The sequence below is a fragment of the Domibacillus sp. PGB-M46 genome (assembly GCF_022668875.1).
Taxonomy (GTDB): Bacteria; Bacillota; Bacilli; order Bacillales; family Domibacillaceae; genus Domibacillus.
The window spans coordinates 64043-79912 of the sequence record NZ_JAKGCR010000020.1 but is presented as its reverse complement, the minus strand read 5'-3'; the positions used below and the strand labels follow the sequence as shown (position 1 = coordinate 79912).

General features: G+C 42.2%; 12 protein-coding genes. 10 read left to right on the top strand and 2 right to left on the bottom strand.

Going from position 1 to position 15870, the window contains the following annotated elements; all coding sequences use genetic code 11:
• Positions 1 to 400 precede the first annotated feature (400 nt).
• Positions 401 to 1150, top strand: a complete 750-nt coding sequence (locus tag L2D08_RS18275; protein ID WP_242235943.1) for an SDR family oxidoreductase — start codon at positions 401 to 403, stop codon at positions 1148 to 1150.
• A 93-nt stretch (positions 1151 to 1243) separates the two neighbouring features.
• Here the strand turns inward: L2D08_RS18275 and L2D08_RS18270 are convergent, their stop codons facing one another.
• Positions 1244 to 2080: a helix-turn-helix domain-containing protein gene (locus L2D08_RS18270; protein ID WP_242235941.1), complete on the bottom strand. Its 837-nt coding sequence runs from the start codon at positions 2078 to 2080 to the stop codon at positions 1244 to 1246.
• A gap of 217 nt (positions 2081 to 2297) precedes the next feature.
• Here L2D08_RS18270 and L2D08_RS18265 point away from each other — a divergent pair, with 217 nt between their 5' ends.
• The 4 genes from L2D08_RS18265 (at position 2298) to L2D08_RS18250 (ending at position 7748) form a co-directional block, all read left to right on the top strand.
• Complete coding sequence (locus L2D08_RS18265) at positions 2298 to 3500, top strand: Gfo/Idh/MocA family protein (protein WP_242235940.1); 1203 nt, start codon at positions 2298 to 2300, stop codon at positions 3498 to 3500.
• A gap of 270 nt (positions 3501 to 3770) precedes the next feature.
• The gene (locus L2D08_RS18260; protein ID WP_242235938.1) at positions 3771 to 5402 is read left to right on the top strand and encodes a spore germination protein; all 1632 of its coding nucleotides are present in this window, start codon (positions 3771 to 3773) and stop codon (positions 5400 to 5402) included.
• Complete coding sequence (locus L2D08_RS18255; protein ID WP_242235936.1) at positions 5392 to 6600, top strand: Ger(x)C family spore germination protein; 1209 nt, start codon at positions 5392 to 5394, stop codon at positions 6598 to 6600. The genes L2D08_RS18260 and L2D08_RS18255 overlap by 11 nt, the downstream gene beginning before the upstream one ends.
• Before the next feature lie 38 nt (positions 6601 to 6638).
• Positions 6639 to 7748, top strand: a complete 1110-nt coding sequence (locus L2D08_RS18250) for a GerAB/ArcD/ProY family transporter (protein WP_242235934.1) — start codon at positions 6639 to 6641, stop codon at positions 7746 to 7748.
• Between the two features lie 5 nt (positions 7749 to 7753).
• On the opposite strand, the gene L2D08_RS18245 is transcribed toward L2D08_RS18250, so the two are convergent.
• Complete coding sequence (locus L2D08_RS18245; protein WP_242235932.1) at positions 7754 to 7969, bottom strand: YczF family membrane protein; 216 nt, start codon at positions 7967 to 7969, stop codon at positions 7754 to 7756.
• 362 nt (positions 7970 to 8331) lie between these two features.
• Between L2D08_RS18245 and L2D08_RS24345 the strand changes: the two genes are divergently transcribed.
• The 5 genes from L2D08_RS24345 (at position 8332) to L2D08_RS18220 (ending at position 15389) form a co-directional block, all read left to right on the top strand.
• Positions 8332 to 10872, top strand: a complete 2541-nt coding sequence (locus tag L2D08_RS24345) for a DEAD/DEAH box helicase (protein ID WP_242235930.1) — start codon at positions 8332 to 8334, stop codon at positions 10870 to 10872.
• A 428-nt stretch (positions 10873 to 11300) separates the two neighbouring features.
• Entirely contained in the window at positions 11301 to 12311 is a 1011-nt protein-coding gene (locus tag L2D08_RS18235; protein ID WP_242235928.1) for a TRAP transporter substrate-binding protein, read from the top strand.
• Positions 12312 to 12425: 114 nt separating this feature from the next.
• The gene (locus tag L2D08_RS18230; RefSeq protein ID WP_242235925.1) at positions 12426 to 12989 is read left to right on the top strand and encodes a TRAP transporter small permease; all 564 of its coding nucleotides are present in this window, start codon (positions 12426 to 12428) and stop codon (positions 12987 to 12989) included.
• The gene (locus L2D08_RS18225) at positions 12986 to 14263 is read left to right on the top strand and encodes a TRAP transporter large permease subunit (protein ID WP_242235924.1); all 1278 of its coding nucleotides are present in this window, start codon (positions 12986 to 12988) and stop codon (positions 14261 to 14263) included. Before L2D08_RS18230 ends, L2D08_RS18225 begins: the two co-directional genes overlap by 4 nt.
• A 103-nt stretch (positions 14264 to 14366) precedes the next feature.
• The gene (locus tag L2D08_RS18220) at positions 14367 to 15389 is read left to right on the top strand and encodes a LacI family DNA-binding transcriptional regulator (protein WP_242235922.1); all 1023 of its coding nucleotides are present in this window, start codon (positions 14367 to 14369) and stop codon (positions 15387 to 15389) included.
• The last annotated feature ends 481 nt before the right edge of the window (positions 15390 to 15870 follow it).

The following is a 15870-nucleotide window of genomic DNA, read 5'->3' as shown; positions in this document are numbered from 1 at the left end:
CCCTCAAACCATATTATTGAGGATATACGAACGTAAACGGTACTATTCATGTTTTCTAACAATATTGATATTAGGATATATTTATTTTTCTGTCAACTAAAAGTTCGTGTTTATTGAAATTAGCATCTTAATGTACACGTTATCATCAAAAATACTCGGAAAAACACGAACATTAAAAGGGGAGATAGATTTATTAATAATGTTATATTGCTGCTTAGCAAACGACACTGTTTTCATATTGATAAGCTAAAGTTGTGGCTGTGCTCATTTAGACAAAATTCTGTTTACGAATATTTGGCAGAACAAAGGAAATTCCTTCAATAGGAAAGGCTTTTTAATTGGCATTATCAGAGAAAGGAGTAAAATGAAGGTATATTAAAAACAGGAAAGAAGGGTATCGATGAATTTATCGGGAAATACAGTTCTCATTACCGGTGGAGCCTCGGGAATCGGCCTTGCTTTTACGAAGCGTTTTATTGAAGCGGGCAGTACAGTTATAGTGTGCGGAAGACGGGAGAGCAAGCTGCAAGAAGCAAAGAAAAACTTTCCTGATATCATTACCCGCGTGTGTGATGTCACACAGGAAGCGGATCGGCTTTCTTTATTTGAATGGGTAACGGCTGAGCATCCTGAAGTGAACGTCCTTGTCAACAATGCAGGTATTCAGCAGCGTTTTAATGTATTAGAGGCCGATGCAGCTCAAAACTGGAGCTATTTTAGCAACGAAATCACCGCAAACATGGAAGCACCCATTCACCTGTCTATGCTGTTTGCTCCGTACTTTGTGAAAAAAGAGAACGCGGTTATTATGAATGTTACGTCTGGCCTTGCTTTTACACCGATGGCCATCGCTCCTATTTATTCAGCAACAAAAGCAGCGCTTCATTCATTCTCTATGAGCCTGAGACACCAGCTGTCGGAAACATCTGTTCAAGTCATTGAAGTTGCACCGCCGGCAGTAAATACAGATTTAGGCGGCGCGGGCCTTCATACATTCGGGGTTCCGGTCGATGAATTTGCGGATGGTATTTTTAAAGGGCTGGCGGAAGGAAAGCAGGAGATTGGCTACGGCACCTCCCAAAAAGCTTTGCGCATGTCCAGAGACGAAATTGATGAAGCGGTTAAGAATATTTATAACCGAGTGAGATAAAGGAATAAGCGGGTAAAAAAGCACGTCAACGGTTAAAAACAATAGCCATTGGCGTGCTTTTTTGTAGTTTACTTGTACATTTCACTTGCTTTCTCAAATAGTCAGATTCCGAAATTCCGTCGGAGTAAAACCAACTTTTTTATAAAAAATGTTGATAAATCCTGAACTGCTGCTGTAGCCTACTTCAAAAGCGATATCAGACACGGAAAGATTCGTTGTTTTTAATAAGCCTTTGGCTGTATCCATCCTATTTTTTGTGGCAAACTCGATTGGGGCATATCCGGTTTCGGTTTTAAAGACATGGGAGAAATAATAAGGGCTCAAATTCACATGCTGCGCAATTTCCTTTAAAGTGACCTGCCTGTTTATATTCGCTTTAATATATTGAATGGCCTGATCAACAGGAGAGGTTTCATTGTGCTGTTTTTCTTGTTTCGCAGAGAGGCTGTTGATCATCGTATAAATCACACACGTACAGTCCGAGACAGACATATCTTGTTCATTTTGATAGGTGTAGATCATCTGGTAGAGCTGCTTCCCGATCTCAATATTACGTTTGTGCTGAAAGAAAAACCCATGCTGTTTCATAATGTAGCGGCATAATTCTTGTGAGTTAGGCCCGTCAAAATGTATATAGATAAATTCCAGTCCGTCGGAACCGTAATAGTGGTGGGGTTCACGGCAGTCCAGCAGTAGGATATCGCCTTTTTTGGCCGTCACCGACTTATCTCGATAGTTTACGTGAAGTTGTCCGCTGCGAATATACATCAATAAAAGATAAGGGAAGTAATCCCGCTTAATACTGTAGTCAGCATTGCAGTAGTAATGGCCGCAGCAGATCAAATGATAGTAATGTTTTTTGATGGTTTCGGAAGGGGTGAAAAAGTAATAATGCGAACCTTTCGCTACCCCGGGTTCGTTCAGCAGCACAGGATCACTCCTTTTTATCGTGTATAAAATGATTTTATGATTACGCTTACAAAAAAGCAAGAATAATGAACAACAAAGCAATCCTGCGTATTTTTGATTTTTTCCCCTTTTATTATACTAAGCATGTAAAGGCGGTAACAGTAAATAAAGAATAAAAAGCTTGTTGATTTTCTGCAGCAATAATAAAAAACGCAATCATAAAAGGGAGGAATGTAGGATGTTGAATGGAGAGAAAAAAATCGCACGACCGCTTCGCTGGGCAATGGTAGGCGGAGGAAGGCTCAGCCAGGTGGGATACAAGCACCGTACGGGAGCACTTAGAGACAACACAGCTTTTCAATTAGTAGCGGGAGCATTTGACATTGATCCTGTCAGAGGAAATGAATTTGGCGTCAATCTCGGTGTAGCGTCCGACCGCTGCTACGAGGATTATGAAACCATGTTTGAAGAGGAGGCGAAACGAGAAGATGGCATTGAAGCCGTGTCTATCGCAACACCGAACGGCACGCACTATGATATTACAAAAGCCGCCCTGGAAGCAGGCCTCCATGTAATCTGCGAAAAGCCCTTATTTTTCACAACTGACGAAGGGCTGGAGATTAAAGCACTCGCAGAAGAGAAGGGGAAAATAGTGGGCGTCACGTATGGATTCTCCGGCAACCAAATGCTTTTGCAGATGCGGGCAATGATTGAAAAAGGGGATATTGGCGAGATCCGCGTGGTAGAGCTGCAGTATACGCATGGCTTTAATGCAACAGATGAAGCGGATAAATACAGCGATGCACAAAAGTGGCGCGTGGATCCGAAGATTGCAGGGCTAAGCTTTGTTTTAGGTGATCTTTCAACTCACACGTACTACATGTCACAGTTAATCCTGCCCAACATGAAGATTAAGAAACTGCTTTGCGACCGCCAAAGCTTTATCAGCAGCCGGGCTCCATTGGAAGATAATGCTTATGTGCTAATGCATTATGAAAACGGGGCAGTAGGCAGACTATGGACGTCTTCTGTGAATGCAGGGTGTATGGATGGCCACCGAATTCGTATTGTCGGTTCAAAAGCAAGCCTGGAATGGTGGGACAGCAAGCCGGGCGAACTATCATATGAAATTCAGGGGCAGCCTGCGCAAACACTGATCCGGGCGATGCCTTACCTCGACGAAACTTGCCATGCAGATGAGCGCCTGGGTGCTTTGCACGTAGAAGGCCTGTCTGACGCATGGGCAAACATTTATCTTAAGTTTGCGATTGCCATGGATGCAAAAAACCGTGGTGATCAAGAAACGCTGGATAACCTTGTTTATCCGGATATTGATGCAGGAATCGAAGGGATCCGCTGGATTGAGCATTGTGTACGTTCGGCTGACCAGGGTGCCGTCTGGGTTGATTTTAAATACGAACAGGAAACACAGTTCATCTAATTTTTTAAAGCCAAATCTTGTTTAAGATTTGGCTTTTTTGTTTTGAAAAATTGAGAAAAGAGTAGCAATCAGCCAAACTTGAAAACAATAAAAATGTCACTGATTCATTCACAAAAGGGAAACGCCGCTCATCAGGTGTTTCCTTTTTTATTTGTATCCCTATCTCTTGGGATAGGGAGATTCCTTGGATTAAAAGCGGGCAAAGTTGGCATACTGTTGGTATATGTGAAAGCTCTGTCATATAAGGGCAAAGCAGGGGTGAAGCTGGAAATGAAAAAAGTGTGGAACAAGCTTAGAAAAAAAGAGAAAAAACCTATTGAATACACTGAAGAGACTGAATCGAATACAAATCATCAGAAACTTGAAACCAATCTTGAAGAAAATATTAAAAACATTCAAGAGACTCTTGGCTACAGTGCTGATATCATCGTCCGCACCTTTAAAATAGGAAGCAGTTCCGGGCAGAATGCTGCCGTTATTTTTATCAATGGATTAGTGGATAAAGAACACGTGGGCAACTTCATTATCGATAAAGTCATGAATGATCACAGGGAATTAAACAGTTCGACAGCCGGCACGTTATTTACAGGGATGAAAGAACAAATGATCACTGTTGCGGAAGTCGAGGAAACACAAGAGTGGAACAAAACCATCCAGGCTCTCGTGTCCGGGAAAACTATTCTCTTACTCAATGGATGGGACCAGGCGATGATTTGTCCTTTAAAAGGCGGGGCAACAAGAGCCATTTCGGAACCTTCTTCCGAGCAGTCGATTCGCGGACCTCAGGAAAGTTTTATTGAATCCCTTCATACAAACGTTGCAATGGTTCGCCGGAGAATTAAAAGTGCTCACCTGCGGGTTGAATCGGTAAAGATCGGTGAAATTACCGAAACAGAAGTCACGATTATGTACCTTAAAGGAATTGCCAATGAAAAAATTTTAACCGAGCTGAAAGAGCGCCTTCAAAAAGTAAAAGTCGATGAATTGATCGGCTCTAATACGATTGAAGAGTGGATCCGGGACGGTCCAAGGTCTGTATGGCCGACTATTTACAACACACAGCGTCCGGATGTAGTAGTGGGGGAGCTGATGGAAGGACGTATTGCGGTTTTGGTTGACGGCACGCCCAATACGTTAGTTTTACCCGCCACATTTATTGAGTTTTTTCAGTCGGCGGAAGATTATTATATGCATTGGAGCATAGCCAGTTTTTTAAGGATGCTGCGGTTATTGGGTATTTCAAGTACGCTGTTTTTTCCTTCTTTTTATATTGCTTTCTTGTCTTTTCATCCCGACCTTATTCCCACACCTTTATTGATCAGCCTGGCAGCCCAGCGGCAGGAGGTTCCATTTCCTCTTTTTATTGAAGTGCTGCTGCTGGAATTAACCTTTGAATTCCTGCGGGAAGCAGGACTGCGAATGCCGAAACAGGTCGGACAGGCCGTGTCGATTGTAGGGGCTCTTGTACTGGGCGAGGCAGCTGTATCAGCTGGAATTGTTTCAAGTGCCACGGTGATTATTGTAGCAGCGACAGCCATCGCTAGTTTTACAATGTCAAACCACTCCATGATAGATGCTGTACGGATTCTTCGCTTCGTCATGATTATTTTAGCCTCTTCTTTAGGGCTTTATGGAATCGGGCTTGGTCTCATTGTTCTCATTGCGCATACGAGCAGCCTGCGCTCATTTGGCGTTCCTTATTTAACACCATTCGCTCCGCTTATTTTTACTGATTTAAAAGATACGCTTATTCGTGTGTCAAAACCGTTTATGTCTACGCGCCCAAGGCTGATCGCCCAGAAAAAAGTATCTAAAACGGGAAATACAGACACTCTTGGGCCAGCACCAAGGGATCGTCAAACCCAGGAAAATCATTCACAGAGGGATTCTAATGAATATTAAGCTGCTTACATTTGTTTTTATCCTTGTTTCCGCTATGCTGCTGTCAGGCTGCTGGGGTCGTATGGAAGTGCAACAATTAGATATTGTCAGTGCAATTGGCGTAGATAGAGGGAGCGATGACGAGAAAAACGTTTATCGTGTCACGGTCCAGATTATAAATGAAGGACAAGTAGCCGGCATGGCGAACAAAAGCGGGGCATCAGGAAAAATGCCTGTAGTCGCTTATTCAGCTGAAGGAAGCACGATTTTAGATGCCCTTCGCAAAATAGAAAAGAAGTCACCGCACGAGCTTTTTCTTGCACATATTCAATCGATGGTAGTAGGGGAAGAGTTAGCGAGAACCGACGGGATTGAGGGCCTGTTTGACAGTCTTGACCGTACGCCCTATTTCCGTGGAGAATTTCCTGTTTTATTGGTTAAAGACAACACGGCAGAAGAAGCACTCCATGTTATTACTCCTTTAGAAGAGCTGCCGGCAGCCCGCATTGTCAGCGGGGTGGAGGCCCTTGAACATCAGCAGGGGGAGTACGATATGTTAAACGCAGATCAAGTCATCAAACAAATTGAATGGGGCGGAGGTTTCTTACTCAGTCTTCAGGTTACTGGCAGTCCGGAAGAGGGAGACAAAATGTCAAATGTTGAGGGTATTTCTCCGAAAACAAAGTTGGAAATAGGGGGATTAGGCATCTTTAAAGACGGCAAACTGCAGGGGTGGATGAATGATGAGCTTTCCCGGGGCGTGTCATGGATCAATAATGATTTGAAACAAACAATCGTCCATCTCGATTGTGAAGGGAAAAAAGACGGTATCACTGTTAAAATAGATCACTCTAGCACGAAAGTAACCGCCAAGATCCAAAATTATAGACGGGTCATTAAACTTTCGATCAGAGCAGACGGGTCGTTTGACGAAGTACAATGCCCCATCGATCTCACAAAACACAAAACATTTACTGATTTTGAAAAGCAGTTGGATCAGGAGATCGAGCGGGAAATCAACAAGACCGTAGCGTACGCAAAGAATAAAAAGAATGACATTTTCCAATTTGGTGAAGCCATCAACCATAAAGATCCAAAAACATGGAGAAAGATAAAGAAAAAATGGCAGGATGAAGGCTTTCCTGAAACAGAGGTTAGAGTAGAAGTTAAAACGTCTATCCGTCGTTCAGGACTGCGAACAAATTCCTACTTAGAATGAGGAAAAGGTTTGAACAAAAGGAGGGGGAACTTTTTTCAATGGAAAAAGCGAAAATAAGCAGCATTCAGTTTTTTCTCTTACTCTTTATGTTCGAGCTAGGGACAGCGGTTGTCGTGGCACGGGGCATAGAAGCAAGAAAAGATTCCTGGCTCTCTATTTTATTAGGATTAAGCGCGGGGTTGATTTTATTTCTTGTTTATCATAGGCTGTTTCGCTATTACCCCTCCTTGCCGCTTACTGCATATGCCCGGAAAATATTTGGCACCTATATCGGATGGGTTGTCGGATTCATGTATACGATTCTTTTTTTATATACTTCCGCCAGAAATGTGCGCGAATTCAGTGAAGTATTGATTACGGCAACAATGCCGGAGATTCCTTTGCTTGTAGTGATCGTTCTTTTTGTGTTGACTATATGTTACGTGCTTTTGCTGGGAATTGAAGTTTTTGCAAGAACAGCTGAAATACTGGGGATTTTTCTGATTTTCGTGGGAATCATCGGAAATCTTTTTGTTTATGTAACGGGTACCGTAGATCCAAATAATCTAAAGCCTGTATTAGAATATGGCTGGAAGCCTGTACTGGAGACGACTTTTTCTCCTCCGCTGCTTGTCATCTTTCCGTTTGCAGAAGCGATCGTTTTTGCTATGCTGTTTCCTTATTTAAATCGTGCAGAGGTCGTGAAAAAAGCCGGACTCGCTTCATTGATCGTCAGCGGCCTTATTTTAAGTTATACGGCTGCTTTAAACATTGCGGTTTTAGGAGTCAGCGAAGTGGAAAGATCCCCTTTTCCTTTACTGGCTACAGTAGGGAAAATAAACTTTTTAGAATTTATCCAGCGCTTGGATGCCCTTGTCGTAATTACATTACTCATTACCGTTTTTTTTAAAGCGGGTATTTATTTATATGCTTCTGTCACAGGGATGGTTGATCTGTTTCGCTTAAAAAACCATCGGCAAATGATTTTGCCGGCAGGTCTTATTCTTGTTTTTCTTTCCGTGGGAATTGCAGAGGATTTTGCTGAGCATTCACAAGAGGGCTTTACAATTTTTATAACGTATTTTTCCGCCCCGCTCCTTATTGTTTTGCCTTTAGTGATGCTAATGATTGCTTTTATCCGCCACCGTTTTACTAAACAACGGAACTAATGTTGCTATTTTTGCTGGTTCTTTCTCATTATGATTTGATGCCCAATCGTTATAAATAAAAACAGAAGAATCACTAGGTATTCGCTAACATCCATCATAAAAAGCGGATCGAGTAAATGCATCCGTGCTTCAGAAAAGGTAAAGCCCATTAGTATATCCAAAATGATACAGAATACAGAAGCCATAGTAGTGACAAATAAAAAAACACCTATAACTTTCATTGTTTTCTCCCTAAGCTGTTCGTTTTTTCTGAATGAAGGAATCATTAGCCGCAGCGATCTCACTGCTCGCTTTCGATCACCATAGTCAGTGGTTTTTAAGTCATGTACATATACTATCTGTTCGTAAGCATTTTTTATTCCGTTCTTGAAAATTATAAAAATGCTGCCGTCTACACAAAAGGTTTATTATATCTGTAAAGCAAGGAATTTTCTTTACGTATCCTTTGAAGCATTTTACCGTTTTATCACCGGTTCCTGTTATCTAAAGAAGCATGAACCAGGAGAAACAGGAAAAGCTAAAGAAGGAAAGGGCTGGTATGGTATGATGGACAAGAGAGAGACAGGAAAGGAAGCTGATTGTCGTGGCTGCGGAACTGCAGGGCATCGAGAAACATCATCAAAAAGCAATCGAAAGCACAAAAAAACAAATACACACCAATATTCTAGAATTCATAGAACACAATGAAACCGCTGCACTCGATGAATACCTTCAAAAACGGGCTTTGTTTTTGGGTAAAGTGTGGTCAGATATATGGAAGCAGCGGCTCGTTAGTTCATACAGCCGTTCTGAGAAAATGGAGTATCTCCGTTCGATGGGCATTGAGGTGGACGAGTTATCACTGAACCAGTTGAAGAAATCTTTTTACCAGGTGCTGGCTCATTTTGAACCGTTTGATGCGGCGGAGTGGGTACGGGACGAATATGAGGAAACATGGGCATTGATTACCCAGAACGTACAAAGCAGCAAGAAAAAGCAAAAGCAAAAACAGATGAAACGAAGCTGGAATAAACAGTTTCTCCTTCCTGCTGTAAGCCGCCTCCTGGAAGAAAAGTATTTGTACTTTTACTTATATGTCCGAAAATATGCAGGAAAAAGACTCGAACAGCATTTAAACAGCGGTATCCGCTTCACAGAAGATGAAAGCGGCACACTGCATAAAGCGGGAGCCTTTCATCCGGAATACTATTCCATGGTCGCTTCTTTTTTAACGGAATTTACCGGAAGGACAGCACCCGGATATCCTAATTTTGATGACTGGACACACGAAACCTATTGGGATGTTTATTATGAACTGATTTTATCTTATGTAACGAAAGACTTTAAACAGGTTATTTTTGCGGAGCTTCCGAAAGAACTTGGAACCCTCTATGGACAGCAAACGGGAGAAGAATGGTCATACCGTGTGTTGCAAAAAAGCAAAGACATCGACCTTCTTTTAGAAGATTGTGCAGAATCGTTTTTCCGGGAATGGGAAGAAGATGTAGTTGATTCCGTTCTCACTACACCGCAGACTCCGGAAGAAATCAATGAAGCCTGGAAGCAGTTTGAACAGAAAAGACGGGAAGAAAAAGAGCGGGCCGAGCGGGAAAAAGCAGAACGAAAAAATCGGATTGCCTACATTTTTGGCGAAGAGTATGAACCGGCCCAAAAGGTAAATACCCGCTATATCCTTCATTTTGGCGACACCAATACCGGAAAAACCTACACAGCGCTGGAGCGGCTTAAAGCGTGCCCCTCGGGTCTTTACCTGGCACCGCTTCGCCTGCTGGCGCTCGAGGTATATGAAAAACTAAATAAAGATGGAATCCCGTGTGATTTAAAAACAGGGGAAGAAGAAAAACGGACAGAAGGAGCTGCACATGCTTCCAGCACAGTTGAAATGTTTCAAGAAAACCGTCATTATGACATTGTCGTCATTGATGAAGCGCAAATGATTGCTGATAAAGAGAGGGGCTTTTCCTGGTTCCGTGCTATTACTAAAGCAAATGCCCGGGAAGTTCATATTATCGGCAGTCCCAATGTAAAAGAGCTGATTCTTGGACTGCTGGGAGAAGAAGCGGATGTAGAAGTGCGGGAATACAGGCGCGAACTGCCATTATTGGTACGGAAAAAATCATTCCGCCTGAAGGACGTTCAAAAAGGTGATGCCCTGGTTGCGTTTTCGAGAAAGCGGGTGCTTGAGATCGCGGGGAATCTCGAAGGAGACGGACATAAGGTCAGTGTCATTTACGGAAACATGCCGCCAGAATCCCGGCAGCGTCAAATGGAGAATTTTAATGCTGGCACTACGCACATTTTAGTCGCTACAGATGCGATTGGTATGGGCCTGAACCTTCCAATCAAACGGATTATTTTAATGAGCAGCCAAAAATTTGATGGGAAAAGACGCCGGGAACTGACTACGCAGGAAGTAAAGCAAATTGCCGGCCGGGCCGGGCGCAAAGGATTATATGAACAAGGGGAAGTTGTGTTTATGGAAAATCCGAAGCGCATGAAACGGCTGCTCGAAGGAAAGGATGTGCCGATCCAGGTGTTCACGGTGGCGCCAACCCGCAGCGTGCTGGAGCGGTTTAAACGTTATTATAAAGATTTAGGCCTTTTCTTTGAATTATGGAAAGAATTCCAAAATCCAAAAGGTACAAAAAAAGCCTCTCTTGCCCAGGAAGAATATTTGTACAGCCTGGTGAGAGGAACAACGATCGAACAGCGGTTCAGCATGGAGGATTTATACAGCTATCTGCAAATTCCTTTTTCCGCTTATGAAGACATTTTAGCGGATCAATGGAAGCAGGTACTCCTGTCCTTAGTAAACCGGACTGACATGCCGGACCCGTTTGTTCAAAAAGAAACATTAGAAGAACTGGAGCTATCCTACAAATCGGTAGAGCTGCATTTAATGTTTTTATACCGGTTAAATAGGCCGACTGAGGCGTATTACTGGGAACGGGTCAAAAAAGAAATTGCCGATGACATTCATTACTGGCTGAGCCACAACATCAAGGCGGTCGTGAAAAAATGCCGGCAATGCGGCAGAAAATTGGATTGGGATTATCCGTATAGCATCTGCCAGGCGTGTTATGAGCAGGGGCAGCCTTTTCAAAAATACAGAAATCGCCGCTGATTTTAGAAAAGCATTTAAAAAAGACCGAATTTCCGCTCGGTCTTTTTTAAATGCAATTATTAATAAAAGAAATGATGAGATGAGCCGCAAAAGGAAAGCAAGAGTAAGGAAAGGGAAGAAACAATATAGATATGGCACAGCTTGAGTTTAAGGAATACGTAATTAACTGAAATACAGATGTATTGTGTATAAAAAAGACAATCCACTGCCAAAATAAATAATGGAAAATAATCTTGCAATTTTCAGAATACTGGTTTAAAATCAGGGAAAATAGCGCTTTCATAAAAAAGCCGCATTAAAAAGAAGCAAAGGTCTTGTGTGGTGTCTAATTAGATCGATCTAATTTTTTATTCTATTTTTAGATCGATCTAAAAAGGATCTTCATTTGAAAGCGCTATCTTTAGTGATTAAAACAAGGGGGTTTGAAAATGAAGAAATGCTCAATTTGGTTAGTTGCAGCAGTAATAATGATGTTAGCTGGATGTTCTGGCGCAAGCACCAGTGGCAAAGGTGAATCAGCAGAAGTTAAAACAATGAAAATGGCAGTGGCTACATCAAAAGACCGCTCTTTAACAAAAGGCCTTGATAAGTTTAAGGAAATTGTGGAAAAAGAATCGAATGGATCTATTAAAGTTCAAGTGTTCCCAGACGGGCAGCTCGGGGGTGACAGGGCGGTATTTGAAGGTTTGAAAATGAATTCTATTCAAGGTACGACCATGTCATCAGGACCCATCGCTTCTTTTGTAAAAGAATTTGAAGTACTTGATTTTCCATATTTGTTTGAAGATGAAGAAACAGCCTACAGAGTGCTTGATGGTGAAATCGGAACAGAGTTGTTGAAAAAGCTTGATAGTCAGGGAATCGTTGGCTTGAATTACTGGGAAAATGGCTTTAGACAGTTAACGAATAATAAGCATGAAGTTAAATCTATTAAAGATGTGAAAGGCCTTAAAATTAGAACACTGGAAAATGAACTTCATGTTGATTTATGGAAATCGCTTGGCGCAAACCCATCACCAATGCCTTATACAGAATTGTTTACGGCACTTGAACAGGGAGTCGTAGATGGACAGGAAAATCCTGCGGGCAATATCACAACAGGGAATTTTTATGAGGTACAAAAATATGTAACGAAAACGGATCATATTTACAATGCCAGCGTTTTTATGATCAGTGATAAATTTATGCAGACACTGTCTGATGAAGAAAAAGAAATGGTTACGAAAGCAGCTGAAGAAGCAAGAGACTATCAGCGTGAACTGAATCAAAAGGAAAGCGAAGAAGCCTTTGCAGCTCTTGAAAAAGAAGGGATGAAAGTAACGGAGCTCTCCGATGAAGCAAGGAAAGGTTTTGAAAATAAAGCAAAAGAGATCTACAGCAAATACACAGAAAAAGTCGGCAAAGAGCTCGTTGACGAAATTATGAACGAAGTTAAATAAAGTATATTAAAGAAAGCTAAGGAACGGTCCCTTAGCTTTCTTTCTCCAAAAAGCAGAAAATAAAAAACGATTTTCTTTGTTTGAGTTTGTTTTACACAGAAAGGAGGAGAACACATGAAAAAAATAGAGAGGTTTTTAGAGAATTCTTTAAATGTAACTATGGCTCTCGCATTAGCAGTTATGGTCGTTCTTGTCTTTGGCAATGTGGTTCTTCGCTATCTTTTTAACTCAGGAATTACCTGGTCAGAAGAGATGTCGCGCTATCTCTTTATCTGGCTGACGTTTCTCGGAGCCATTGGCGCATTTAAAAACAAAGATCATTTAGGTGTAGATATGCTGATTAAAAGGCTGCCAAATAAAATGAAGAAAGTGGTTCTCATTATCAGTGAATTGCTTATGGTATTTGTCCTTATCCTTATTCTCGATGGAAGCTGGAAGATGACAATACTTAATTTAGGCAGCACAGCGCCGGCTACTGGCATGCCAATGGCGATAGTATATGGTACAGGGATCATTGTAAGTTTTTCTATGGCCGTAATATGCATTTTTAATTTGTATCGAATTTTCTTTAACAAAATGACAGAAGAAGAAATGATGAAGACCAGCGAATCGGAAGAGCTGATTGTATTGTACGATGAAGAAGATCATTTGTTTAGAAAGGAGGAGAAGCAAGGATGACGATCGGTGTATTTGTTGGCTCTCTGCTTGGAGCTATGGCCCTGGGCATGCCTATCGCATTTGCTCTTCTCGTTAGCAGCGTGATCCTAATGTATTTCCTAGGTATTTTTGATAGTCAGATTATTGCGCAAAACTTAATCAGCGGAGCAGACAGCTTCCCTCTTTTGGCGATTCCGTTTTTCATGCTGGCAGGAGAATTAATGAACCAGGGCGGCTTATCGCGCCGTATTGTTGAAATGGCCATGACGATGGTCGGCCACATCAAAGGCGGCCTTGGGTATGTGGCGATTATCGCAGCGCTATTGTTTGCGAGTATTTCTGGCTCTGCTGTGGCGGATACAGCCGCTTTAGGTGCAGTCTTAATCCCGATGATGAACAAAGCTGGTTATAATGTGAACCGTTCCAGCGGATTGATTGCTACGGGCGGAATTATTGCACCAGTCCTTCCGCCGAGTATTGGCTTTATTATCTTTGGCGTCGCGAGCGGCGTTTCTATTACGCAGCTCTTTATGGCAGGGATTGTGCCAGGCCTGTTGATGGCTCTCGGCCTGGTCATTACATGGTCGATTGTTGCCCGCAAGGATAATGTGACCGTCCAGCCGCGTGCTTCTGCGAAAGAAATGCTGGCTTCTCTTCGTCACGGTATCTGGGCTCTTTTCCTTCCAATTATTATTATTGTAGGATTAAAATTCGGGATCTTTACGCCGACAGAAGCAGCTGTTGTGGCGGCGGTTTACGCATTGTTTGTAGGCGTATTCGTATACCGTGAACTAAAACTAAAGGATTTGTACCACGTATTGGTGCAGTCGGCAAAAATGACGAGTGTGGTCATGTTTCTTGTAGCTGCCGCACTTGTTTCATCCTGGCTGATTACTGTGGCAAATCTGCCTGCCATGGTTATTGATATGCTGGGTCCGTTTTTGGACAAGCCATTACTGTTGTTAATTATGATTAATTTGCTTGTTATTCTTGTCGGGACGGCTATGGATATGACTCCGACAATCTTGATCCTCACGCCAGTTTTGATGCCGCTTGTTGAAGCAGCTGGCATTGATCCTGTTTACTTTGGGGTTTTGTTTATTTTGAATAACGCCATTGGACTGCTGACACCGCCGGTTGGAACGGTATTAAATGTCATGTGCGGTGTTAGCAAAATCAGCCTCGAAGACCTAATGAAGGGCATATGGCCTTTCCTCCTGGTAGAAGTGGTTATCTTAATTTTGCTCATTTTATTCCCGTCACTGGTTCTTGTGCCGCTTGAATGGTTTTCATAATGGAAATGACTTTCACCCGCTTTTAAACCTGGCGGGTGATTTTTATTGGTTGGATTATAAGTGTCCGATATAATAGTAGATATAGTAGAGAAACGGACAGGTGATGAGAATGAAAAAAAGCGGACGGGTAACGCTGCAGCAGGTGGCGGACCATGCAGGAGTTTCACGAGCAACTGCCTCGTTAATTGTGCGGAACAGTCCAAGCATTTCAGAAACAACCAGGAAAAAGGTGCTGGCTTCCATGGAGGAGCTCGGCTACGTTTATGATCGAATTGCCGCTAATCTGCGGTCGCAAAGCTCTTCAACGATCGGCGTCGTTGTGACAGACTTCGCTAACCCGTATTATTCAGAGTTTTTAACAGGTGTACATCACCAGCTTGAAAAAGAAGGGTATACTGTTTTTCTGGCAACGACGTTTGATTCAGATGCAAAGCAGGACAACTTGCTGTCAACGATGTTAGAGCATAGGGTAGGCGGTGTTATCCTATGCCCTGTGTCTGATAACTCGCCGGCATCCATTGGCAAAATTCTTCAGTTGGACGTTCCGATCGTAACAGCTGTTCGTGAAATTCCTGATCTGCATTGCGATTATGTTGGCATCAATTATAAAAAAGGAGTAGAGATGGCCGTTGATCATTTAATCGAAAACGGTCACACCCGGATTGCCTTTTTAGGAGGAATTTCTGATTCATCTGCTTGGAAAAAAAGATTTGAAGGCTATATAGCGGCCCATAAAAAAGCGGGACTGGCTGTTGACGAATCACTTATTTTTCAAAGTCCGGTTACACGGGAAGGCGGCGCACGAACATTGGATACAAGCTTAAAGCACGAAGCCCCGCCAACAGCTGTTTTCTGCTTTAATGATCTTGTTGCTTTTGGTGTAATGCAGCGGATGAGGGAATTAAATCTTCAGCCAGGCAGGGATTTATCGGTTGTTGGCTTTGATAATGTATTAGAAGCGGAAACCTTTTACCCATCCCTTACAACTGTTGAAGCATTTCCGAAGCGTATAGGCATGAGTGCAGCGGATTTGCTTCATAAACGGATCAAAGACCATGTGCGTGACCAAGAAAGAATCATATTGGAACCTGAATTGTTTGTGCGTGCATCTTCCGGGGAAAAATAGGCTTACAACAAAAAGAGGGATCCGGCAATAGCCCCCAATTGTTAAACATCTTCTAACAACTGGGGGGCTTTTTTCTGATTAAACGATATGTGGTGTATTAAAACTTAAAAAGATCGTTGTAATTTTCAAACAACTAAGATAGAATACAATTAAAGCGCTTACTTAAACGGGCCTTCTTTTTTAAAAAAGGGTAGCATATCGTTTTTTGTTAGATCGATCTAGTAGTGTAATTAGATCGATCTAATATGACTGAATCAAACAGGTACTTTGTATTTTCTCTTGGTAAGGAGGGTTTTCAAAAATAATTGAATAAAGATGAATAGTCATACATCATGTGTCTAAGCAGAATATTAAATCGTGTTTTAATTATCAGAAAGGAAGAAGGTCGATTTTCTGTTGGGCTTTATTCAGGAATACATACTGTCGATGATGTTTGCAGCTTTTTCGAACGGGAAAGACCATTCCTTAAACATTTGAGATT

Excerpts from the sequence above, each read along its gene's own strand:
- L2D08_RS18275 (WP_242235943.1), top strand. The coding sequence starts at position 401 with ATGAATTTATCGGGAAATACAGTTCTCATTACCGGTGGAGCCTCGGGA.
- L2D08_RS18260 (WP_242235938.1), top strand. The coding sequence starts at position 3,771 with ATGAAAAAAGTGTGGAACAAGCTTAGAAAAAAAGAGAAAAAACCTATT.
- L2D08_RS18245 (WP_242235932.1), bottom strand. The coding sequence starts at position 7,969 with ATGAAAGTTATAGGTGTTTTTTTATTTGTCACTACTATGGCTTCTGTA.
- L2D08_RS18230 (WP_242235925.1), top strand. The coding sequence starts at position 12,426 with ATGAAAAAAATAGAGAGGTTTTTAGAGAATTCTTTAAATGTAACTATG.
- L2D08_RS18255 (WP_242235936.1), top strand. The coding sequence starts at position 5,392 with ATGAATATTAAGCTGCTTACATTTGTTTTTATCCTTGTTTCCGCTATG.
- L2D08_RS18225 (WP_242235924.1), top strand. The coding sequence starts at position 12,986 with ATGACGATCGGTGTATTTGTTGGCTCTCTGCTTGGAGCTATGGCCCTG.
- L2D08_RS18235 (WP_242235928.1), top strand. The coding sequence starts at position 11,301 with ATGAAGAAATGCTCAATTTGGTTAGTTGCAGCAGTAATAATGATGTTA.
- L2D08_RS18220 (WP_242235922.1), top strand. The coding sequence starts at position 14,367 with ATGAGAATGAAAAAAAGCGGACGGGTAACGCTGCAGCAGGTGGCGGAC.
- L2D08_RS18250 (WP_242235934.1), top strand. The coding sequence starts at position 6,639 with ATGGAAAAAGCGAAAATAAGCAGCATTCAGTTTTTTCTCTTACTCTTT.
- L2D08_RS18265 (WP_242235940.1), top strand. The coding sequence starts at position 2,298 with ATGTTGAATGGAGAGAAAAAAATCGCACGACCGCTTCGCTGGGCAATG.